This window comes from Streptomyces sp. NPDC111628, assembly GCF_055635195.1.
The window spans coordinates 1303886-1326400 of the sequence record NZ_JBVKBZ010000003.1; the positions used below are offsets into that span (position 1 = coordinate 1303886).

A 22515-nucleotide genomic window follows, 5' to 3' on the forward strand; every position below is an offset into this window, starting at 1 on the left:
CCTGGTCCAGGGAGCAGAGTCCCCGACGTGGAGAACGAGATGCGCAGCATTGGGGAGATGGCCCGCGACAGCGGACTGGGCGTGAGCGCCCTGCGGTTCTACGACCGTGCCGGGGTGCTGGTCCCCGCCTGGGTCGATCCGGCGAGTGGCTACCGGTGGTACGCCCCCGGCCAGCTCGAGGAGGCCCGGGTGCTGGTCCGGCTGCGGCGGGCGGGTATGCCGCTGGCGGACATCCGGCTGGTGCTGGCCGGCTGGTCCGGGGCGGACGCCGACCTGGTGCGAGGTCTGCTCCGGGCACACCTGCGCCGTCTGGAGCGGGGGCTGGCCGAGGCCCGCAGCGAGTTCTCCACGCTCGAAGCGCTACTCGATCACAGGGAGAATCCCATGACCACCTGGCCGCGTACCGGCACCGTCCACCTGTCCCTTCCCGCACCCGCGCTGGCGGGCGCGCTCGCCGCGGTCCGCTTCGCCGCGGGCCGGGATCCCGAGCTGCCGATGCTCGGCGGCGTCCTGTTCGACGTCGAGGGCGACGCGCTCCACGTCGTGGCCACCGACCGCTACCGGATGGCCGTCGCACGCCTGGCCGCCGTCGGACACGGGGGACCGCGCGAGCAGGTCGTCGTGCCCGCACCGCTCGTCGACGCGATGCGCGCGCTGCTGAGCGACGACGAGCCCGCCCGTTTCACCGTGGAGACCGACCGCGTGACGCTGGAGGCAGGGGAGCGCCAGGCGTCGGGGCGGCGCCTGGCCCACGACTTCCCCGACTACCGCCGTCTCGTCCAGCTGCCGCCGGGGCGGCGCGTCGTCGTCGATGTGCCCGAGTTCCGGGAGGCGTTGGAGACCGGCCCGGTCCGCACGGCCGAACACGGCGAGCCGGGTCGGTCCGCCCGCGACGTCAGCGTGCTCTCGACGGTGGACGACGGCACGGTGATCGTCTGCGGGGACGGCGACCCGGACAGCGACGCGGACGGGGCCGGGCACCGCGTCGGTGTCGACCGCGGGTACCTGCTGGACGCGCTCGCCGCCGCGGACCGGGACCGGCTGGTCCTGGAGTTCGGGCCCGCCCCCACCGCGCCACTGGCGATCCGCCGGGCGGACGACGAGGGGGCGTTCTCGCTGCTGATGCCGGTCCGCCTGGACGACTGACGGCTCTCCGGTCGCCCGCCCCGTGCCCCTCCCCCACCCTGCGTCCCCCGCGCCGACGGCGTTGTCAGTGGGCTCGCTTACAGTCGTCAGCACTTGATCACTGCGGTGCGGGGAGGCACTCATGGGGTGGGTGACGGCCGGGGACTACGAGGTCGCCCTGGACGAGGGGAAGGTGGTGTGCCGCAACGCCACCGGACGACGGCTGAAGTCGGTGCCGGCCAAGCTCGCGGACGATCCCGCGGTGGTCGGACTGCGGCAGCTCGTCGAGTGGCTGGAGCGGCACGAACGCCAGTGCCTGAGCGACGTGGAGCGGTGGATGGTGCGATCGCTGCCCGTGCCCCTCGCCGTGCTCACCCGCGTGTGGCCCGACCCTGCCTGGCGGTCCGCCCTGCGCGACCTCGTGGTCACCGGTGCCGACGGCGAGGTCGCGGGATTCCTCCGCGACGCCGACCCCGAGCGCGGCCTCGGCCTCGTCGACCTCGACGGTGACACGGTCCGTGTCGCCCCCGCTCTCGTCCGTCTCCCGCATCCCGTGCTCCTCGAAGACCTGGAGGAGCTGCGGGAGTTCGCCGTCGAGCTCGGCGTCGAACAGCGCGCTCAGCAGCTCTTCCGCGAGGTGTGGCACCGCCCCGCCGGACTCGACGCCGAGGCCTCCTCGGTCGAGGAGTACGCGGGCGGCGCCTTCAAGGAGCTGCGCTTCCTGCACGGCCGGGTCACCCAGCTCGGCCACCGTGTACGGGGCGGATACGCGGTCTGCTCCGCCTGGGAGGACGGCCGGGCCGTGGAGGCCCGCGTCTGGGTCGGCGACTACGACGGCTACGAGGAGACGGAGACCGGCCCCCTCATGTGGACCGACGCCGCCGGGCGGGTGCTGAAGCTGGGCCGGGTCGGTCCGGTCGCCTGGTCGGAGGGCATGCGCATGGCTGCCGCGCTGTACGCCGGTCGCGACATCGAGGACGAGGAGCGGGCCGCGTGAACGCCATGGACACCACCACCGCGCCCCACGGCGCCCCCGGCGCGCGCGAGGTCACCGGCCTCGACGACGCCACCGCCTCGGCGCTGCTCGAGGCCGGCGCGCTCCTGCCGCCCGGCAGCAGCGGCCGGGAGGACGCCGACGCCCTCACCGTCCGTACGTACACGCATGCCGCGCTCGGCGAGCGCAGCGTCGTCCGGCTGGTGCCGGGCACCCTCGGTGAGGCCGAGGACCTCGCTCTGGACTTCCTCGGCCTCGTGCGGGACGCGGAGACTCCCGAGGTCGGGCAGGTCAGGCGGGAGACTCTCGGCTTCCCGGCCTGGGCCCTGGTCAACGACCCGGCCAACGGGCACCACGCGCTGGCCCTGGTCAAGGACGTCGAGCGGCTCGCCCGCCAGGCCAAGTCCCGCCCGGGCACCGCCAAGGAGGGCTTCGAGCAGCTCGGCGACCGGCTCGGCCGGGCCGTGCCGCACTTCCTGCCGACCTTCTACGAGCAGGCCGCGCGGATCTTCCTGCAGTTCGACAACACCACCTACGCCGCCGCCTTCTTCGGCAAGGCGCGGGAGGCGGAGCGGGTGCACGCGCTCGCCGTCGACGAGCAGCGGCAGCGCGCCGTGTTCCTGGAGTTCGCCTTCGCCGGGGCGCTGACGGTCAAGGCGCTGAAGCAGCATGTGAGGGACCTGGCCGCCAGGCTGGACGCCGCCGAGGCCTGGGCCCAGTTCCGTCAGCTGGCCGTGGAACGCTGTGCGGCCGGTATGCCGCCGTACGCGTCGCTGCCGCAGGACGCGCGCGTGCTGATCAAGGCGGCCGGGCTGGACCGCGTGGAGGCCGAGTGCGACCTCGTCGCCGACCTGGTCGCCTCGCCCGCCGCCGTCCGGGCGCCCGCCTCCTTCTGGACCGCCTACCGGGCGACGCTCGCCGTCCTCGCCGAGCGGCGGCCCGCGGTCCGGGAACGGCTGCTGGAGATCATGCCGGCCGGGCTGGAGCACGGCACCAAGAGTGACGAGTTCTGGCTCGAGTTGCTGGCCGAGTGCGGTGCCGACCGGCTGCTGACCGGCGAGGACGGTGGGACGGCGGCCGATGACGGCGCGGTGGCCGAGGCCTCGGGCGGTGTCGACGCGGCGGACTGGCTGAGCCGTTGGGCCGCCCATCGCAAGCGCGGCGCCACGGTGTGCGACGGCTCCCCGGCCACGCTCGGCCTCGTCGCACGGATGGCGCCCCGGTTGCGCGCCGACGGACGGGCCGTCGACCTGTTCACCGGCCGTCGGCACGTGGGCGTCGACATCGCCCTGCTCGACCTGTGCGCCGCGGAGGACATTCCCCTCGCCCTGCCCGACGCCGACGCCGAGGTCCACCTCGGACTGGACCGCTGGGTGCTCGACACCCGGCCGGAGCGGCGTGAGCTGGCCGCCGTCGCCGCGGACCCACGGCTGCGCCCCCTGCTGCTGCGGGCCGTCGGTGCCGCAGGCCACGAGCGGCGGTCGAACGGGGTACTGGACCATCTCGCCGACCATCGCGTCCTGAGCGGGGTGCTGCGCGAGTGGCTCGACGGCGCCGTCGGTGAACTGGCCGGCGCGGTGGGCCTGCCCGGAGTCCGCGAGGCGCTGAACCGGCTGAGCCCCTACCGGTCGGTGGCCCCCCGGGTCAATCCCGAGGCCGTCGCCCGTGCCGCCGGGTACGAGGCGGCTCCGCTGCTCGGGCGTACCCTGCGGACCGGCCTCCTGGACGAACTGGGCTGGCCCGCCCTGGACGAAGCCCTGCGGCTGCTCGACGCCGAGACCCGGGCCCGCAACGGCAGCGGCAGCAGCAGCAGCAGCAGCGGGGCCAGGACCCGCGGGGACCGCGACACCGCGCTGATCGTGAACGAGGCCTGGCCCTGCCTGATCCTCAGCCGCGGTCACAAGGCGGTCGTCGTCGGCCCGGACGGGATTCTGCTCGAACACGATCTGCGGCTCCCGGCCGACCTGGACCGCTGGCAGCGCCCGCAGTTCCGCTACGCCGACGGGGAGCTGCTCGTGGTGTGGTGGCAGGACGGCAAGCAGCGCGGCTACTGGTCCACCCGGCCGTCCGAGGTCCTCGCGCTCACGGGCGAGCAGATCTCCCACTGGTGGCGCAACGACGAGGCCGCCCCGTCCATCCCGCTGCCCGACGGCGGCCGGGCCTCCGGCGGGCGCACCCTGCACGCCGGCGACACCGTCCTGCCCGCGAGCAGGCCCGTCATCGGCGACGGCACGTCGTACTGGCGGCAGGGCAGGCAGGGCAGGCAGCACGTGTGGCTGGAGTACGACCCGGCGACGGGCACGCACGGTCGCGCGTCGCTGCCCGCCTTCCTCCGCTCCGGCATCGGCGACGACACGACGCTGCTCCAGGACCAGTGCGAGGTGCTGCCGCTGCAACCCGGTCTGGAACAGAGCCCGTTCGGCACCGACGGCACCGTGCTCGGGCGTTGGGTGCGCGCCGAGGAAGCGGCGGGCGAGGCACTGACCACGGCGGGAACGCCCGACGGCCGGACCGTCACGCTGCGCGCCTCCGGGCGCGGCGAACGCGGCACCCCGCTCGGTGCGCTGCGCCTGCCCGGCGGCGCCGCGCCCGTCGTGGTGCGCACGCGACGCCAGGTCGCCCTGTGCGCGCCGGAGGACGGCGGCGACGCGGGCGTGCTCGGCCGGGTGACACCGAACGAGCGGGGCGGGGAATTCGCCGCGGGCACCCCGTTCGTCCCGCCGGTCTCCTTCTGGCACGCGCTGCGCCCCCGGGACGAGGGGTCGTCGGCCGTCCTGCGTGCCTTCACCGACGACGAGGCGGCCGACCTGCTGCGCGCGGCGGTACGGGCGCTGGCGGAGCGCCAGGCGCAGGTGAGCGCGGCGAAGGCCGCGGACGATGCGGCCGGTGAGCGCGACGCCGACTCCGGAGCGGCCACGGCCACCGGGGCAGCCGACGGGTCGTCCGCGGCGAACAGGCCCGTGGTGCCGACCGCCGACGAGGTGGTACGGCGGATCGTGACCCATGCGCTTCCCGGACTCACCGACAAGCGGCTCCTCGTGGGTGTGACGGCTCTGGTCCGCACCACGGCCCAGATCGCCGACGCGGTCGCCCGCTTCGTCACCCCGCCGGTGGAGCAGCCGAATCCGCAACGGAAGCGGACCGAGGGGATGTTCGCGGACTACCGGCCCGAGCACGGTGACGACCGCACCCTGCGCGCGGCCGCCGACGGCCTGGCTCGCATGTGGGGGTCGTGGGGCGGCGAGAGCCAGTGGACCGCGCTGCGGCAGATCCGTGGCGTGAACCACGTGCTCTCGGGCAAGCCCGCCGACGGCATGCGCCTGCCCGAGCGCACCCGGAGGTCCGCGCTCGACGACGGGTGGCACAGCGACGAGCACACCGTCCCCCGCATCGGCATGATCTGGCCGGAGCTGCTGGGCGTGCTGCGGCCGCTGGCCTACCGGGCCACGGCACCGACCCTGCCGGCGGCGGAACGGGAGGCGCTGCTCCTCCTGTTCGAGGCGCTCGCCGAAGGACCGCTCGCCGCACCCGGGGACGGTATCCGGGAGATCGTCCTGGGCGAGCCGTACGACAAGCACCGGCAGCGGGAGCGTGCGGGGCAGGTACTGCGACGCGAGGGCCGCACCGTGGTCGTTCTCGGCTGCCAGAACGTCGACATGGCCCGGGACCGCGTCAACTGGCTGGCGCTCGAACACGATCCGGCAGGCGTCTTCGGCGCCGTCGCCCACTTCACGCTGGAGAAGGAGACCCGGCACGCCCCGGCGCTCCCCGCCGGCGCACTCCCCGCGGTCGCCCGGCTGACCCGCGACAAGGGCGCCCCGCCCTGGCAGCCCGAGGCGCCGGCCGAGCTCGCCGCGGCCACCGCCCATGGCGTCGGACCGCTCCAGGCCACCGTGCTCCTCGCCGCGCAACCGGAGCGCCTCGACACCGGCGCCCTCGCCACGACCGGACTCAAGCCCCGGCAACTGGACGCGGGCAACCGCATGCTGAACTCCCTCCTCGCCACCGACCGGGCCGCGCTCATCGGCGCCCTCCTGCCCGACGATCCGGCCGAGCTGTGGACGACGGGACCGGACACGGGCGCCGTGGGCCGGGTCTGGTCCGAGCGCCTGGGTTCCCTCGTCCGCCTGCCCGAGGACCTGGCCGGCACGCTCGACGGCCTGCCGGTCGGTTCCGCCGAGGCCGTGCTCAATCCCGAGCGCACCCCTTGGCTCAGCCGCACCACGGTCCAACGACCGGACAAGAACGGGCGGCTGGTCGCGGAGGACCCCGCCGCCGTACCGCACCGTCACACCCTGACCGGCGCCGTCGACGCCCTCGCCTCGCTCGCCTACGCCCTCCCCCACGGCCACCCGTTGCGCGCGGCCCTGCCCGAGGGGCTGGCGGCGCTGCGCCGCCGTCTCACCGATCCGGGACTGCTGCTCGACCTGGACGTGGAGTGGACGGAGAAGGGCGGCACCACCGCCGCCGAACTCCGCAAGGCGTACGGGCTTCCCGCCACCGGCGGCGCCGACGCGCAGGGCACGACGCGGGTCGGTGAGGCTTTGGTCCTGCGCCCCAGGCACGGCGACCGGGAGACCGTCCTGGTGCGGCCGGCCGGTCTCACCGGCCCGGACGACGCCGTGTTCGGACTGCTCGAAGGGCTCGTGGGCGCCGCGCGCGGCACCGGGGTGCGGGCCCTGCGCACGATTTTCGGCGACGACCTGGAGCGCAGCGTCGGCGCCGGGCCGGATCCCGAGGAGGCCGACGGACCGGCCCAGGACCCCACGGTCAGTGTTCCGGCGCTCGTCGTCGAGGTGGCGCGGACCCACGGCCTGAGCGAGGACGCGGCGGCGCTCTACCTGCAGTTGCTCGTCCTGCCCGACCCGACCGACCGCAACTGCGCCCGTTGGACCGGCTGGAGGCCCGCGCGGTCGAAGAAGGCCCGGGCCGAGCTGGCCGCCACGAACCTGGTCGTCGAGGCCAAACGGCCGCGGGCCGGCCGTTCCCTCTTCCTGCCCTGCGGCTGGCGCGATCTCAAGTCGCCCGCCCTGCCGGTGGAGACGTGGAAGGAGGGGCTGTACCCGGTCGGCGAGGGATTCCGTTCCGTTCCCCTGCTCCCGGTGCCCGAGCTGTTCACCCGCGCCTGGGCCCGGGTGCGCGACGGGGACGCGCCCGCCTACGAGGAGCTCACCACCCGTGCCACGCGCGGGGGCCGCCGCCGATGACCCCGCACGACGCCCCAGTGACCGCCGCCCGACCCGACCGGAAGATCCGTCGATGACCACCACCCTCTCCCCCGACACCGCCCGCCAGATCGTGCCGCCCGAGGAGCGGTACGCCGCCGAACTGGCCTTCCTCGCCGCCTACGACGACGGTCCGCGCCCGCCCGCCTGGCGGCTCACCCCCCGCGCCGTGGTCACCTTCGTCATGGGCAGCGACGGCCGTGCCCTGCGGCTGCCCGAGGGCGCCGAGACACCCGAGGGCGTGCCCCGCCGGCTGCCGGTGGAGGGCAAGTTCGTGGGCGACCGGTCGCTGGTCGAGCGGTGCGTCGTCACCCTCGCCGGGGAGCGCGGACTGCTGCTCGTCGGAGAGCCCGGCACCGCCAAGTCCATGCTGTCCGAACTGCTGTCGGCGGCCGTGTGCGGCACCAGTGGCCTGGTGGTGCAGGGCACGGCGGGCACGACCGAGGACCAGCTGAAGTACGGCTGGAACTACGCCCTGCTGCTCGCCCAGGGCCCCAGCCGGACGGCTCTCGTGCCCTCTCCCGTTTTGACCGCGATGGCCCGGGGCGGCATCGCCCGCGTCGAGGAGGTGACGCGCTGTCTGCCGGAGGTGCAGGACGCCCTGGTCTCCCTGCTCTCCGAGCGGCGCATCGCCGTTCCCGAACTCTCGGGCACCGACGACGCCCTGGCGCACGCCGCACCCGGCTTCAACCTCATCGCCACCGCGAACCTCCGCGACAAGGGCGTCTCCGAGATGTCCGCCGCGCTGAAGCGCCGTTTCAACTTCGAGACGGTCGGCCCCATTCCGGACCTCGACGCCGAGACGGCCCTGGTCCGCAGCCAGGCCCGGGCCTCGGTCGAACGGGCCGGCGCGCCCTTCAAGGTCGACGAGGCGGTCCTGGAGGCGCTGGTCGTCGCCTTCCGCGACCTGCGCGAGGGCCGGTCGGCGGAGGGCTGGGAGGTCGAGCGCCCCTCCACGGTCATGAGCACCGCGGAGGCGGTGTCGGTCGCGGGCGCGCTGGGGCTGGCCGCGGCGTACTTCCCCGGGGACCGCGATGTGCTGGGCCTGCTGCCGGGGCATCTCCTCGGTGTGGTCCGCAAGGACGATCCCGCGGACGCGGCGCGGCTGCGCGGGTACTGGGACGGTCCGGTCCGGCGCCGCGCCGAGCAGGGTTCCGCCACCTGGCGCACCCTGTGGGACCTGCGCACGGTCCTGGAGGGCTGACCGCCGTGTCCCGCTCCCCGTCCTCCCCCGGCTGCCACTCCCCCTCCTCGCCCCTGTCCGCGGACCAGGCGGTCGCGGCGCTCACCGGCCCCGGGGTGCCGTTCCTCGTGGGCGTACGGCATCACGCGCCGTCCCTGGCCGCGGCCGTGCCGACGCTGCTCGACCGGGCCGCCCCGGACGTCCTGCTGGTCGAGCTGCCCGCCGAGATGCAGGAGTGGCTCCCATGGCTGGGCCACGAGGAGACGCGGGCGCCGGTCGCGCTGGCCGCGGCCGGCGCGGAGGAGGGGTCGGGACCGGCCTTCTATCCGTTCGCCGACTTCTCCCCCGAGCTGGCCGCCGTGCGCTGGGCCGCCCGGCAGGGGGTGCCGGTCGTCGCCTGTGACCTGCCGCTGGCGGACCGGGCGTGGCACGAAGGGAAGCGCTCGGCTGCCCCCGCCACGCCCACCGAGTCCACCGAGTCCACCGCGCCCACCGCCCCGCGCACGGCACCCGTCGCGCCGGAGTCGCAGCCGCAGCCGCAGCCGCAGCGGGACCTCTCGGACCGTTCCGGCCTCAGCAAGGCACTGCGGGCGCGGCTCACCGGTCGTCCCGGTGAGGATCTGTGGGACCGCCTCGTCGAGGCCACGGCTCCGGGGTCCGGGCCGGAGGCGTTGCGCCGCGCCGCGCTCCTGACCGGCTGGGCCCTGCGCGAGGAGGCCATGGCCTCCGGAGGCGTACCCGAGCTGGACCTGCGACGCGAGGCGTGGATGCGCTCCCGGCTCGCCGCCGCCACCGCGAACGGTGCGCGGGCCGCCCTGGTCGTGGGCGCCTTCCACGCGCCGGCACTCGTCTCCCCGGCCGTCGCGGCCGAACCCGGACAGGACGGCTCCGGAGCCCCCGCCGGGTCGACCGGCCGGCCCGGGTGGATCACGTCCCTCATCCCGTACACGTACGCCCTCCTGGACGAGCGGTCCGGTTACCCGGCCGGCATCCGGGATCCCGAGTGGCAGCATCTGGTGCTGCGCGCGGCCGGTGATCCGGGGGCGCTGGAGGAGGCACTGACGCACGCGGCCGTACGCGTGTGTGCGGCGCTGCGCGGCCTAGGGCATCCGTCGGGTCCGGCCGACGCGCGCGAGATCGTACGGTTGGCCTCGGACCTGGCACGGCTGCGCGGGCTGCCGGCGGCCGGCCGGGGGGAGCTGGTCGAGGCGGTGCAGACCGTACTCACGCAGGGCGAGCCGTACGGCAGGGGGCGGGCCGTCGCCAGGGCGATGGAACAGGTGCTCGTCGGCACCCGCAGCGGCCGCCCCGCCCCGGACGCACCGCGCAGCGGCCTCGCTCCGGCGGTCGAGGCCGAGCTCACGGCCCTGGGGCTGCCCGGTCCGGGTTCGGCCGGCGGCGGGCCGACGGGGACGGGCAACACCGCACGGGGCAGCGGCGCCTCGGGGGGCACCGCGTCGACGACCGCCAGGGATCTGCGGCTGGACCCCCTCCGGTCCGGCCTCGACCGCGCGCGCGACCTGTTGCTTCGCCGCCTGACGGTGTGCGGCGTGCCGTACGCCGAGGCGCGGGGTGCCGTCGGTGCGGGCGGCGCCGAGACGTTGACGACACGGTGGGAGGTGCGCTGGACGCCGGCCACCGCGGCGATGCTGTCCGCGCTCGGCGTGCACGGTGTCACGCCCGCCCAGGCCGCCGAGGGGGTGCTGCGCGAGCGGTGGCGGACGGAGCGGGACGAGGGCGGCCCCACCGCCGCGCAGACCCTGGACGGACTCCGGCAGGCGGCCGAGTGCGGTCTGCCGGACCTGGCGGACGCCCGGCTCACGGAGGCCGCCGACGTGCTGCCCGGTGCCGCCGCGCTGCCCGAACTTCTCACCGGCCTCGGCCTGTTGGACCGGTTGCGGGCGGGGCACGTCCCCGGGCTCGGTGCCGACGAGGACCGTGCGCTCCGGGCCACCGCCGTGGCCGAGCTGCTCACCGCCGCGGCGGTGCGCCAGGTGGACGGGCTGAGCGGTGCCGAGGACCCGGCGGACGCGCACGCCCTGCTGGAACTCGCCCACCGCGCGGACGTGCTCGGCGGCGTCCGGCTGGCCGATGCGCTGGCCCGGTTGGCCCGCGAGGGTTCGCCCCTGATGCGCGGCGCCGCCGGAGCCGTCCGGGTGCTCCTCGGGCACGAGGATCCCGACGTACTCGGCGAGCGTGTCGCGTCCTGGGTCGACGGGGCCCGCGACCGCGCGTCCCGCTCCGCGCTCACCGCCCGGCTCACCGGGCTGCTGACGGCCGCGGGGCCGCTGCTGGAGTCGGCGGCCCCGGCGCTCGAGCCGCTTCTCGACCGGGTGTCGGAGTTGGCCGACCGGGAGTTCCTGGACCGGCTGCCGGCCTTGCGCGGCGGCTTCGACACCCTGAGCCCGGCCGCCCGCGACCGGCTGCTGTCCGTCGTCGAGGAGCGCGTCGGCGTGGACCGGCCGGCCGACACCGGCGGGGTGGATCCCACGGCGCTCGCCCTGTGGACCCGCGCCGACCTCATGGCGCGGGCCGCCCTCGACGGGTTGGGACTGCTGCCCCCGGCCCCGGCCCCGGCGCCGGCCCCGGATCCGGACCGGCTCCAGGCCCCGGCCGACGACGCCGACCCGCCCCAGGCCACGGCCACGGCTGCCGTCGGCACCCCGTCCGTCGGCGCCGGGGATCACCGCCTCACGCCCGCCGACCGCTGGCGGCTCGTGCTCGGTCGCCGTACCGACCGGCTGTCCCTTGCGGCGGCCCGGGCAGCCACCGCCTTGGACGAGCTGTACGGCAGCGGACGCGGCGAGGGCAGCCGGGGTGACCTGACCGGGCGAGGCCGGGGCGGCCCGGGCGGCGGCCGGGAGCCGTCGTATCCGAGTGTGCGCGAGTGGTCGGAGGAACTCGCGGCGCTGTTCGGGCCGGGCATCCGTGAGGAGGTCCTGGCGGCCGCGGCCTCCTCGGGCCGGCCGGACGTCCTGGCCGAACTCGACCCGGACAGCGTGCGGCCCTCCGTCGATCTGCTGCGCACCGTGCTGCGGCATGCGGGAGGCCTGCCCGAGGCACGGCTGGCCGCGCTCCGGCCGCTCGTGCGGCGCCTGGTCGAGGCCCTGACCCGGGAGTTGGCCACCCGGTTGCGCCCCGCGCTGCACGGGACCGTGGTGCCGCGCCCCAGCCGCCGGCCGGGCGGTGGCCTCGACCTCCCCCGCACCCTGCGCGCCAACCTGGCCTCGGCGCACCGCGGTCCGGACGGCACGGTCCGGGTGGTCCCGGAGCACCCCGTCTTCCGCACCCGGGCCAGGAGATCCCCCGACTGGCGACTGGTCCTGGTGACGGACGTGTCGGGGTCCATGGAGGCGTCCACGGTCTGGGCCGCCCTCACCGCGTCGGTGCTGGCGGGGGTGCCCACCCTGTCCACGCACTTCCTGGCCTTCTCCACGGAGGTCATGGACCTCACCGACCACGTCGACGATCCGCTGTCCCTGCTGCTCGAGGTCAGCGTGGGCGGCGGCACGCACATCGCCGCGGGGCTGCGGCACGCCCGTGAGCTGGTCACCGTGCCGTCCCGCACCCTCGTGGTCGTCGTCAGCGACTTCGAGGAGGGCTATCCGCTGGGCGGACTGCTCGCCGAGGTCCGCGCCCTGGTCGGCGCCGGCTGCCATGTGCTGGGCTGCGCGAGCCTCGACGACGCGGGCCGCCCGCGCTACTCCACCGGGGTGGCGGGACAGCTCGTCGCCGCGGGCATGCCGGTCGCCGCGCTCAGCCCGCTCGAACTCGCCCGCTGGGTAGGGGAGAAGATCGCATGAGCCCACTCCTTCCGCCGGTCAGCCCCTCGGTGACCGCCGAGCTCGTCGCCGCGCTCACACCCCGGCTGCGCAAGCGGCTGGACGCGGGGGTCGCCAAGGTCTCGGGGCGGCCGGCGATCCGGGACGGCGACATCGTACGCATCGCGGTCGACGACGAAACCGACCTCGAACTGCACGCTCCCGACGGGGTCGTGTCCAGTGCCGAGGCGATCCGCTGCGGGTGCCTGCTGGCGCCCGACTGCCTTCACCGGGCCGCCGCGGCATCGGCGGCCCCGGTCGCCGATCCCACGGAACCGGCAGTCGGTGCGCCGTCGCCCACGGAGCCACCGCAGACGGCACCTCCGGCACCGGCCGGGGCCTCCACACCCGCCTCAACACCCGCCCCGGCCCTTGCCCGGCCCGCTGCCCAGGCCTTGGGCGCCGCTCCCGGCGACGCCCCCGCCCCGGAGTCGGCCACCCCCGCCCAGTGCACCGCCTCGGCGGCGCTGCACGACGCGGCGGCCGCCGTGCTGGAGGCAGGCATCGAAGGTGCCGGGGCCGTGCTCCAGGCGGAGCTGCTGCGGGCCGCGCACACCGCGCGACTCGCGGGCCTCCCGCGCGCGTCCGGCCGTGCCGTCGCCGTGGTCACGGCGTTGCGCGCGGCCCGTGCCGCCGACCCCGCCCACCGCCTGAGCGATCTCAGCGCCGCACTGCGCGACGTCCTCCTCCTCGCGCACCGCCTCCCGCACGCCACGGGGCCCGAGCTCGCCGGGCTGCGCGGCAGCGTACGCCAGCCGTACTCACCGGACGGGTCGCTGCGCCTGTACGGGCTCTTCGCCGAGCCGGTCCTCACGACGACCGGCTACGGGGGCACCGTCACCTGGACCGCCGATGGCGCGGGGCGGCTCTACACGGTCCCGGACGTGGCCCCGGGCGGCGCCGAACGGGCCACGGGCTCGGCGGACCGTGCCGTGCGCATCGGCGACACGTCCCTGACGCATCGCGAACTCTCCCGCGCGGGGCTCGCCGTGTCGGGGGCGACGGTCTCCCCGACCGGCCGCCTGGGCGCGGGGGCGGGCGTACGGGCCGTGCGCGCACCGGGCACCTCGTGGCACGCCGAGCCGCTGGACCGGCTGTGGGCGGTGCCGGTGGCCGAGCAGGTCTCCCGGGCCCTGGCGAGCGTCCTGGACGCAGGGAGGACCGAAGACGCCCACGACGCCCAGAACCTCGCCGTCGCTGCTGAAGGCACCGCTCGGGACGGTCAGGACCTGCTGTTCCTCGACGTCACGCTCGTCGGCACGGTCCGCGAGGCGGCGGGCGAGTGTCTGCTCGCCGACTGCGACGGGCTGACGGTCCGACTGGCCGCCGCCCACGACGACCCCGCGTTGCCCCACCGTGAGAACCTGCGCCTCCTGGCTCGGCTCACGTCCGCGCGCAGTGCCCGGCTCCGCGTGGTCGCCCGGCTCACGCCCGCCCCCCAGCCCCGCGCGTTGCTGCTGGCGGCGAGCCGTCCCACCGATCCGGACGGCCGCGTCGACCTCGGCCTCGACCGGCTCCGCCGGGCGGACCTGCCCTCGGATGCGGCGTCGGGCCCCGCGGGCGAGGCGCGGACCACGCCGTCCGTACCGGCGGCGACCGCCACGGACGAGGCTCCCGTGCATCTGCTGCGGCGCCGGGTACACCAGGCCGCGTCCGGTGGCCGCCGCGTGCTGGCCTTCCCCGGGAGCCGGGAGTCCGGCGCCACGCGCCTGCGCCGGTACGGCCTCGGCACCGCCGGTGAGCTGCTCGCCGAGTTGCACGCCACCGCCGCGGAACGGGCGCGCGACCCCTTCGGCCGGCTACTCCCGGCCGACACCGGTCGCTTCGCCCACGCGTGGCTGGGCGCGGCCGTCTACGCGGAGGAGGTGGACCGTGCCCTGTGCGCCGCCGCGTGGGGCGCGAGGCTCCCCGGCCTCACCTCTGTGTGATCAGCCGTCCCGGCAGGCAAGCAACCCGGCGGATCACCGTAGTATCGGATGATCTCGTGGGGGAAGGCGGGCGGACATGGGCAGGCAGCGTCCCGGTACGCCGACGCTGGAGGAGGTGGCCGCCCGCGCAGGCGTGGGGCGAGGCACCGTCTCAAGGGTCGTCAACAACGCGGCCGGCGTGCGCGACTCGACGCGCCGCGCCGTGCAGCGGGCCATCGCCGAACTGGGGTACGTGCCGAATCTCGCGGCCCGTTCCCTGGCGGGCCACCGTGCCGACGCCGTCGCGCTGGTGATGACGGAGCCGGACTGGCGGCTGTTCGGGGAGCCGTTCTTCACGGAGATCGTCCACGCCGTCGGCGACGCCCTCACCGACACCCCGTTGCAGCTGCTGCTCACCCTGGTCCGCACGGACACCGAGCGGCGGCGTTTCGTGGAGTACGCGCGCGGCGGCCGGGTCGACGGGGTGCTGCTCATGTCCGTGCACGCCGAGGATCCGCTGCCCGACATGCTCGCCGAGGCGGGGCTGCCCACCGTCATGCTGGGGCGGCGTTCCGGCGAGGAGTGCGTCACCTACGTCGACGCGGACAACGCGGGCGGTGCGCGCGGCGCGGTGACGTATCTGCTGGACGGCGGCCGGAGCACGATCGGGGCCATCAGCGGACCGCTCGACATGTACGTCGCCCAGTGCCGACTGCGCGGGTACCGGGAGGCCCTGGAGGCGGCGGGAGTGGCGGCGGGGGCGTCCCTGGTCGTCGAGGGGAGCGACTTCACGGAGGAGAGCGGGCACCGGGCGATGACCGACCTGCTGGCCCGGCGCCCGGACCTCGACGCGGTCTTCGCCGCCTCGGACACGCTGGCCGCCGGGGCGCTCAACGCGCTGCGCGCCGCGGGCCGGCGAGTGCCGCAGGACGTCGCCGTGATCGGCTTCGACGACTTCCACCCGGCCCGTCCCACGGACCCGCCGCTGACGACCGTCCGGCAGCCGCTGGAGGAGATCGGCCGCACGATGGTGCGGCTGCTGCTGGAGGAGATGGAGGACACCCCGGTCGCCTGGCGGCACGTCATCCTCCGTACGGAACTGGTGCTCCGGGACTCCGCCTGAGCGACCCGGCCGCCGGGAGCGCTCCCGGACCGGGACCTCTCCCACCTGCGGCTTCGAGATTCGTTCGACAACTCTGGCGCGCACAGCCTTGTCAGGAACATGAACCGCTCCTACAGTCCTCAATCAACCGGTAAGTGGGAGCGCTCCCATCAGTGGGGAGTTGGGAGCGCTCCCGCACCGGCCCCTCCTTCCCCCCGCACCCTCCCGGAGAGGCCCCCATGCGAACGTTACGGCCCCAGGCCCGCGCCCCTCGCGGCCTCTTAGCGGCCCTGGGCGCGGCCTTCGCGGCCTTCGCCCTCGTCGCGTCCCTCGTGGCCGCCGCCGCGCCGGCCCAGGCGGACACCACGATCTGCGAACCCTTCGGGACGACGACGATCCAGGGCCGGTACGTCGTCCAGAACAACCGCTGGGGCTCCACCGCCACCCAGTGCGTCACCGCCACCGACACCGGCTTCCGGGTCACGCAGGCCGACGGATCGGCACCGACCAACGGGGCGCCGAAGTCGTACCCGTCGGTCTTCAACGGCTGCCACTACACGACCTGTTCGCCGGGCACCGCCCTCCCCGTCCGCCTCGACACCGTCTCCGAGGCGCCGTCCAGCATCTCGTACGGTTTCGTCGACGACGCCGTCTACAACGCCTCGTACGACATTTGGCTGGACCCGACGGCCCGCACCGACGGAGTCAATCAGACCGAGATCATGATCTGGTTCAACCGGGTGGGCCCGATCCAGCCCATCGGCTCACCGGTGGGCACGGCCTCCGTCGGCGGCCGGAGCTGGGAGGTGTGGAGCGGCGGCAACGGATCGAACGACGTGCTGTCGTTCGTGGCACCGTCGGCGATCACCGGCTGGAGCTTCGACGTCATGGACTTCGTCCGGGCGACCGTCGCGCGCAGACTCGCCGAGGACGACTGGTACCTGACGAGCGTTCAGGCGGGGTTCGAACCCTGGCAGAACGGCGCCGGACTGGCCGTGAACTCCTTCTCCTCCACCGTCGAGACCGGCGGCACCCCCGGCGGCACCGACCCCGACCCCGATCCCGGTGACCCGGGCGCCACGACGGCCTGTGCGGTGTCGTACGGCACGAACGTCTGGCAGGACGGGTTCACCGCGGACGTCACCGTCACCAACACCGGTACGGCTCCCGTCGACGGCTGGCAGCTGGCCTTCACCCTGCCCTCCGGCCAGCGGATCACCAACGCCTGGAACGCGTCCGTGGCGCCGTCCTCGGGCGCCGTCACGGCGACCGGCGCGAGCCACAACGCCCGGATCGCATCGGGCGGCAGCCTGTCGTTCGGCTTCCAGGGCACCTACGGCGGCGCCTTCGCCGAGCCGGCCGGCTTCCGCCTGAACGACACCGCCTGCACCACGGCGTAGCGACCCCGCCTCCCCGCCCGTCCGGTCGAAGCGCCCGCCCCGGACGGGCGGGGGTTCCACGGGATTCCCTCCCGATCTTGTCATGACCTGCTCATTCAGACACTCGTTCAGACACGCATCCAGACACTTGTCAGCCCACTCACGGACCGGAACCAGGAGACCCCTATGGTTCGACGCACCAGACTCCTCACCCTCGCGGCGGTGCTGGCCACCCTGCTCGGCTCGCTCGGCGTGACCCTTCTGCTGGGGCAGGGGCGGGCCGAGGCGCACGGCGTGGCGATGATGCCCGGCTCCCGCACCTACCTGTGCCAGCTGGACGCCAAGACCGGCACCGGCGCCCTCGACCCGACGAACCCCGCCTGTCAGGCCGCCCTCGACCAGAGCGGGGCGACGGCCCTGTACAACTGGTTCGCCGTGCTCGACTCCAACGCGGGTGGCCGCGGGGCCGGTTACGTGCCGGACGGCACCCTGTGCAGCGCAGGCGACCGTTCCCCCTACGACTTCTCCGGCTACAACGCCGCCCGCTCGGACTGGCCCCGCACGCACCTGACGTCGGGCGCGACGATCCCGGTGCAGTACAGCAACTGGGCGGCCCACCCCGGTGACTTCCGGGTGTACCTGACCAAGCCGGGCTGGTCGCCCACGTCCGAGCTGGGCTGGGACGACCTGGAGCTGATCCAGACGGTGACCGACCCGCCCCAGCAGGGCTCGCCGGGCACCGACGGGGGCCACTACTACTGGGACCTCGCGCTGCCCTCGGGCCGCTCGGGCAACGCGCTGATCTTCATGCAGTGGGTGCGTTCGGACAGCCAGGAGAACTTCTTCTCCTGCTCGGACGTCGTCTTCGACGGCGGCAACGGAGAGGTCACCGGCATCCGCGGTTCCGGCAGCACCCCGGACCCGGATCCGACACCGACCCCGACGGACCCGACCACGCCGCCCACGCACACCGGCTCCTGCATGGCCGTGTACTCGGTGGAGAACTCCTGGGGCGGCGGCTTCCAGGGTTCGGTCGAGGTGATGAACCACGGCACCGAGCCGCTCAACGGCTGGGCCGTGCAGTGGCAGCCGGGCAGCGGGACCACGCTCGGCGGGGTGTGGAACGGTTCGCTGACCAGCGGCACCGACGGCACGGTCACGGTCCGGAATGTGGACCACAACCGCGTCGTACCACCGGACGGGAGCGTGACCTTCGGCTTCACCGCCACGTCGACGGGCAATGACTTCCCGGTCGACTCGATCGGCTGCGTGGCACCCTGACGCACGCCCCGGCACACGCGCCGACACACGCCCCGACGCCCGCCCGAAAGGCGTCGGGACGTGCGTCGGGACCCGGTCGGCGGGGGCAGCCAGGGCTCCCGCCGACCTCACGTGCCGGTTACAAATCGCTCAACCTCTGGTTGCGAAGCGGTGAGCGGGCGACGATAGGGCCATGACTCCGGCCCAGCGCGCCTTCGAGCGGCTGCAAGCCTGGCCCGACCTCTCGGCGGGTCCGGCCAGTTGCGGAACCGGACGGGCACTGTGCTCCGTCCGCGACGAGATCGTCCACTTCCACTCGGACCGGGACGTGGACCTCCACCTCACCCACCGGGCCATCCAGCGCTTCCAGTACGACCTGGGCGGCTCCACCGCCATCCGTCTGGTGCCCGGCTCCCGTTGGGTGACCGTGCACCTGGACTGCGACGCGGACGTGGATCTGCTGTTGAGCCTGGTGAGCATCGCCCTGAAGGCCCATCAGTCCCGGCCCCCGGCCGACCTCGCCGCGGGTCCACCCGGGCCGACGGTGCTGTCGGTGCCCCCGGGGTGCAACTACCACCGGGTCACGGTGCTTCCGCGTGCCGCGGCCGGGGAGGCCTGAGTCCGGCCGCCGCCAGCACAGCGCCGAGCACGCAGAGGACGCCGGTGACGACCACGGCCACGTGCACGCCGTTCATGAACGCCTGCCCGCTGCCCTCCACCACGGCGGCCCGCAGCCCGGCCGGCATCTCGCCGGAGACGGGCGCCACGCCCATGGCCACGGCGTCCCGGGCCTCCTGGAGACCGTGGGCCACGGCCGGGGGCACGCCCGCGCCGGTCAGCTCACCGGTGAGGGTGGCGCCCACCTTGGCGCTGATCAGGGAGACCAGCACGGACGTGCCGAGCGCGCCGCCGATCTGCAGGGTCGTCGCCTGGAGACCTCCCGCCACTCCGCCGTCCCGGACGGGGGCGTTGCCCACGATGGCGTCGGAGGAGGCGGCCATCACCATGCCGACGCCGAGGCCGAGCGCGATGAACGGCGGCCACATCGTGGCGTAGGCGGAGTCGGTCTGCCAGGTGAGCATGCCGAAGCAGGAGGCGGCCTGGAGCAGCATGCCCAGCGGCATGGTCAGCCGGGGCCCGAAGCGCTGGGTCAGGGCCGCGCCCAGCGGCGAGGCGACCAGCGAGGCGAGGCTGAGCGGAAGCGTGCGCACGCCCGCCTCGACCGGCGTGAAGCCGCGCACGTTCTGCAGGTAGAGCATGACGAAGAAGATCACGCCGAGCATCACGAAGAAGTTCAGCGCGGTGACGATCGCGCCGATGGTCAGCGCGCGGCTGCGGAACAGGCGCATCGGCAGCAGCGGGTGCTCCACGCGGGTCTCGTACCGGCCGAACACGAGCAGGAGCAGGAGACCGGCGGCGACGGCGCCGAGGGTGCCGGCGGAGGTCCAGCCCCAGGTCTCGCCCTTGACGACGCCGAAGACGACGGCCAGGAGGCCGAGGGCGAGCAGGACGAGCCCGGGTATGTCGAAGCGCTCGCGGCCCGCGGCGTTCCGGCTCTCCGGGAGGACGAGGGCGCCGAAGGCGATGGCGGCGACACCGATGGGGGCGTTGACGTAGAAGACGGACTCCCAGTCGACGTGCTCCACGAGGAGGCCGCCGACGATGGGCCCGAGGGCCGTGGCGACGGCGGAGACCATGGCCCAGATGCCGACGGCCATGCCGAACTTCTTGGGCGGGAACACGGAGCGGAGCAGTCCGAGGGTGTTGGGCATCAGCAGTCCGCCGAAGGCGCCTTGGAGGGCGCGGAAGGCGACGACGCCCTCGATCGAACCGGACAGGCCGATGGCGACGGAGGCGAGGGTGAATCCGGCGACGCCCACCAGGTAGTAGGTACGGCGGCCGAAGCGGTCACCGAGCTTGCCGCCCAGGATGAGGGTCGCGGCGAGGGCCAGCAGGTAGGCGTTGGTCACCCACTGGAGCTGGGCCGTGGACGCGTGCAGGTCGCTGCCGATCTCGGGGTTGGCGATGGCGACGACGGAACCGTCGAGCTGGACCATGAACAGGCCGAACGCGACGGCGAGGAGGGTCAGCCACGGGTTGGACCGCAGGCGGCCGGAGGCCCCCGGGGCGGGGGCGGTCCCGGCCGCGGGCATGGCGGGGTGATCCACGGACGTGGAGGGCATGGAGGAGCTTCTCTTCCGGTTTCAGGGGTGGTGCGGGAAGGGAACGGCGCGCCGCGAGGGCGGGCACACGGGTCAGCGGGCGCCGGGGTGGAGGTGCCGCGTCAACGCGTCGAGGGCATCCAGGGCGGAGCCGAGCGCGCCCTGCTGGCCCTCGGTGAGGGAGGTCAGGGCGTGGCGGATGAACGCGGTCTCCAGTTCCCGCACCTCGGACACCCGCTCACGGGCCGTGGCCGTGAGGTGGAGGTGGGCGACCCGCTTGTCGGCGCTGTCCCGCCGGCGCTCCAGGTCACCCTGCTCGACGAGCTGGGAGACGAGGGCACTGACGTTGTTCGGCTTCATCAGCAGGGCCTCGGCGGCCTCGCGCACCGTGACGCCCTCGTGCTGCGCGACGTACCGCAGCAGGGCGAGCTGCCCCTCGGGGGGCTTGGGGTGCGGGTACCGGGCGGTGACCTGCCGGTCCAGCGCCCGGTGCAGGACGGGAAGGCACGCCGCGAGGCCGGAGGCCATGCGGTCGATGTCCCGGCGAGGGGTGCTGGAGTCGGTCACCCGGAGACAATAGATATGGTCAGATAGGTATGTCAAAAGAGGTATCGTGCGAAGGAGGCGGCCGCCCGCCACGCGTGCCGCGCAACGCACTCGCAACGTTCTCCGTGCTGGCATGGGCGGTATGGGCGACACATACGAGGAGACCCCGCGCGTCGAGCTGACCCCCGAGGCGTCCGTACTGCTGCGGCGGCTCCGCGAGGCGCACGGCCCGTTGATGTTCCACCAGTCCGGCGGTTGCTGCGACGGCAGCGCACCCATGTGCTACCCGGCCGGCGAGTTCCGCACCGGCGCCTCGGACGTCCTGCTCGGCGAACTGGCCGTCGACGGCGTCGAGGAGTCGGTGGAGTTCTGGATGTCGCGCAGCCAGTACGAGGCGTGGCGCCACACCCGGCTGACCGTCGACGTGGTCCCGGGCCGGGGCAGCGGCTTCTCGCTGGAGGCGCCCGAGGGGGTGCGCTTCCTCATCCGCTCCCGTGTGATCGACGTCTAGGGCCACCGAGTTCGCGGAGGCACCGCCCTACGGTCTGAGGCTGCCCACGATGTCCGCCGTGGCGGTCAGTCCGCTGTTGATGGTCGGGGCGATGCTCGTGCTCGCCAGATAGAAGCCGAGCAGCAGGCACACCAGGGCGTGCGAGACCTTCAGCCCGCCGTTGCGCAGGAAGAGCACCGCCAGGATGGACAGCAAGAGCACCACAGAGATGGAAACGGCCATCGTCAACCTCCTCCGCCACGTCCACTTCGCGGCGTTCGGCCGTAAGTGTGGCGTAGCGGAGGGTTCGTCCGGGCGGCTGACCTGTCCTCCGAACGAGTGGTGTTCCGACGCTGCCCTACGCGTCCCGGTGCGCGTCGAGGAACGCTTCGAGGCCCCCGAGGTCGTCGGTGTTGAGGTGGTCGACACCGGCGGCGAGCAGTTCGGCCCACACGGCGTCCCGCGCGGACCCCGCCACGTCGGGGGTGGCCCAGAAGCGCACCCGCTGCCCGCGCGCGTGTGCCGCGCCCACGATGTCCCGCAGTCTGCGCCGCTCGGCCGCCGGGAAGGTGCCGACGCCCTGCCAGGTGAAGTTGAGCGTCCAGTTGTCGCTGATCAGCGGGACGAACGAGGCCGGTGCGGTGGTGCCGAGGTCGGTGAGGCGGCCGTCGTAGAAGGCGCGGCGGCTGCGCTGGGCCGCCATGGGCGCACGGGCCGCCCGGTCGCCGGAGACGACCGCCGTGACCGCGCCCGGGAAGACCCGTCCGTGGGCGTAGGAGGTGAACAGGTGCTTGTAGCGGCGCAGTCGGCGGTCGAGTTCGAGGTAGGTCGCCTCGCCCTCGGTCTTGATGTCGATCAGGAGTTGCAGGGAGCCGCGGTCCCGCCGGTAGACCCGGCCGTGGTGCGCGCGGACGCGGGCGGCTAGCGGGTCGAGGTAGAGGGACTCCAGAGTGCGGGACGGGTCCAGGTCCTCGGGGTCGTGGGCGACCAGGAGTTGGCCGCCGACCAGGTAGATGTCGGCCTCGACGCTGCCGAAGCGGTGGCCGAGGGCGTCCAGGAGGGGCCGGGGGTGCTCGTAGTCGTTGTGGGCGTGCGCGCGCCACAGCGGGCGCGGTCCGTGCCTGCCTTCGGACGCCAGCGCGGTGCCGGCGGGCAGGGCGACCGCGCCCGCGAGGGCGGCGCCGAGGGTGGTGAGGGCTCTGCGTCGGGTGGTGAGGGCCATGCTCTGCCTCCCTGGAAATGCCGTACGGGACGCCTGTGAGTATGGGGTCCCGACGGCCCCAGGGAGCAGAGCCGTGCGGCGAGTTGGCCGGACCGCCGC

15 protein-coding genes are annotated in these 22515 nt (G+C 74.6%); 11 read left to right on the plus strand and 4 right to left on the minus strand.

The window, feature by feature from the left end:
* The first annotated feature begins 39 nt into the window (after positions 1–39).
* The 10 genes from ACZ7MF_RS20900 to ACZ7MF_RS20945 all read left to right on the plus strand — a co-directional run bounded on the left by ACZ7MF_RS20900 (position 40) and on the right by ACZ7MF_RS20945 (position 18615).
* A complete protein-coding gene (locus tag ACZ7MF_RS20900; RefSeq protein WP_471478380.1) occupies positions 40–1146 on the plus strand; it encodes a DNA polymerase III subunit beta family protein in 1107 nt (368 codons plus the stop codon).
* 121 nt (positions 1147–1267) lie between these two features.
* Entirely contained in the window at positions 1268–2122 is an 855-nt protein-coding gene (locus ACZ7MF_RS20905; protein ID WP_471478382.1) for a DUF4132 domain-containing protein, read from the plus strand.
* Positions 2123–2127: 5 nt separating this feature from the next.
* The gene (locus tag ACZ7MF_RS20910; RefSeq protein ID WP_471478906.1) at positions 2128–7326 is read left to right on the plus strand and encodes a hypothetical protein; all 5199 of its coding nucleotides are present in this window, start codon (positions 2128–2130) and stop codon (positions 7324–7326) included.
* A gap of 52 nt (positions 7327–7378) precedes the next feature.
* The gene (locus ACZ7MF_RS20915) at positions 7379–8548 is read left to right on the plus strand and encodes an ATP-binding protein (RefSeq protein WP_471478385.1); all 1170 of its coding nucleotides are present in this window, start codon (positions 7379–7381) and stop codon (positions 8546–8548) included.
* A gap of 5 nt (positions 8549–8553) precedes the next feature.
* Positions 8554–12330, plus strand: a complete 3777-nt coding sequence (locus ACZ7MF_RS20920) for a vWA domain-containing protein (RefSeq protein ID WP_471478386.1) — start codon at positions 8554–8556, stop codon at positions 12328–12330.
* Positions 12327–14276 (plus strand): hypothetical protein, encoded by a 1950-nt coding sequence (locus ACZ7MF_RS20925; RefSeq protein ID WP_471478389.1) that lies wholly within the window; start codon positions 12327–12329, stop codon positions 14274–14276. Before ACZ7MF_RS20920 ends, ACZ7MF_RS20925 begins: the two co-directional genes overlap by 4 nt.
* 76 nt (positions 14277–14352) lie before the next feature.
* Positions 14353–15378, plus strand: coding sequence for a LacI family DNA-binding transcriptional regulator (locus tag ACZ7MF_RS20930; protein WP_471478392.1), 1026 nt, complete (start codon positions 14353–14355; stop codon positions 15376–15378).
* A 218-nt stretch (positions 15379–15596) separates the two neighbouring features.
* Positions 15597–16757, plus strand: a complete 1161-nt coding sequence (locus ACZ7MF_RS20935) for a glycoside hydrolase family 12 protein (protein ID WP_471478394.1) — start codon at positions 15597–15599, stop codon at positions 16755–16757.
* A 165-nt stretch (positions 16758–16922) separates the two neighbouring features.
* The gene (locus tag ACZ7MF_RS20940; RefSeq protein WP_471478396.1) at positions 16923–18017 is read left to right on the plus strand and encodes a lytic polysaccharide monooxygenase; all 1095 of its coding nucleotides are present in this window, start codon (positions 16923–16925) and stop codon (positions 18015–18017) included.
* Between the two features lie 172 nt (positions 18018–18189).
* Positions 18190–18615, plus strand: a complete 426-nt coding sequence (locus ACZ7MF_RS20945) for a luciferase domain-containing protein (RefSeq protein WP_471478399.1) — start codon at positions 18190–18192, stop codon at positions 18613–18615.
* Here the strand turns inward: ACZ7MF_RS20945 and ACZ7MF_RS20950 are convergent.
* The gene (locus ACZ7MF_RS20950; protein ID WP_471478401.1) at positions 18578–20179 is read right to left on the minus strand and encodes an MFS transporter; all 1602 of its coding nucleotides are present in this window, start codon (positions 20177–20179) and stop codon (positions 18578–18580) included. The two genes, ACZ7MF_RS20945 and ACZ7MF_RS20950, sit on opposite strands and share 38 nt — an antisense overlap.
* A 72-nt stretch (positions 20180–20251) precedes the next feature.
* Entirely contained in the window at positions 20252–20725 is a 474-nt protein-coding gene (locus ACZ7MF_RS20955) for a MarR family winged helix-turn-helix transcriptional regulator (RefSeq protein ID WP_356863999.1), read from the minus strand.
* A gap of 121 nt (positions 20726–20846) precedes the next feature.
* On the opposite strand from ACZ7MF_RS20955, the gene ACZ7MF_RS20960 reads away from it, so the two are divergent.
* Positions 20847–21215 carry a DUF779 domain-containing protein gene (locus ACZ7MF_RS20960; RefSeq protein WP_356863997.1) on the plus strand — a complete coding sequence of 123 codons (369 nt, stop codon included), beginning with the start codon at positions 20847–20849 and terminating at the stop codon, positions 21213–21215.
* A gap of 27 nt (positions 21216–21242) precedes the next feature.
* Here ACZ7MF_RS20960 and ACZ7MF_RS20965 read toward each other — a convergent pair whose 3' ends face one another.
* Complete coding sequence (locus tag ACZ7MF_RS20965) at positions 21243–21437, minus strand: hypothetical protein (protein ID WP_003977636.1); 195 nt, start codon at positions 21435–21437, stop codon at positions 21243–21245.
* Between the two features lie 115 nt (positions 21438–21552).
* Positions 21553–22416, minus strand: a complete 864-nt coding sequence (locus ACZ7MF_RS20970) for a phosphatidylinositol-specific phospholipase C/glycerophosphodiester phosphodiesterase family protein (protein ID WP_471478403.1) — start codon at positions 22414–22416, stop codon at positions 21553–21555.
* Between the last annotated feature and the right edge of the window lie 99 nt (positions 22417–22515).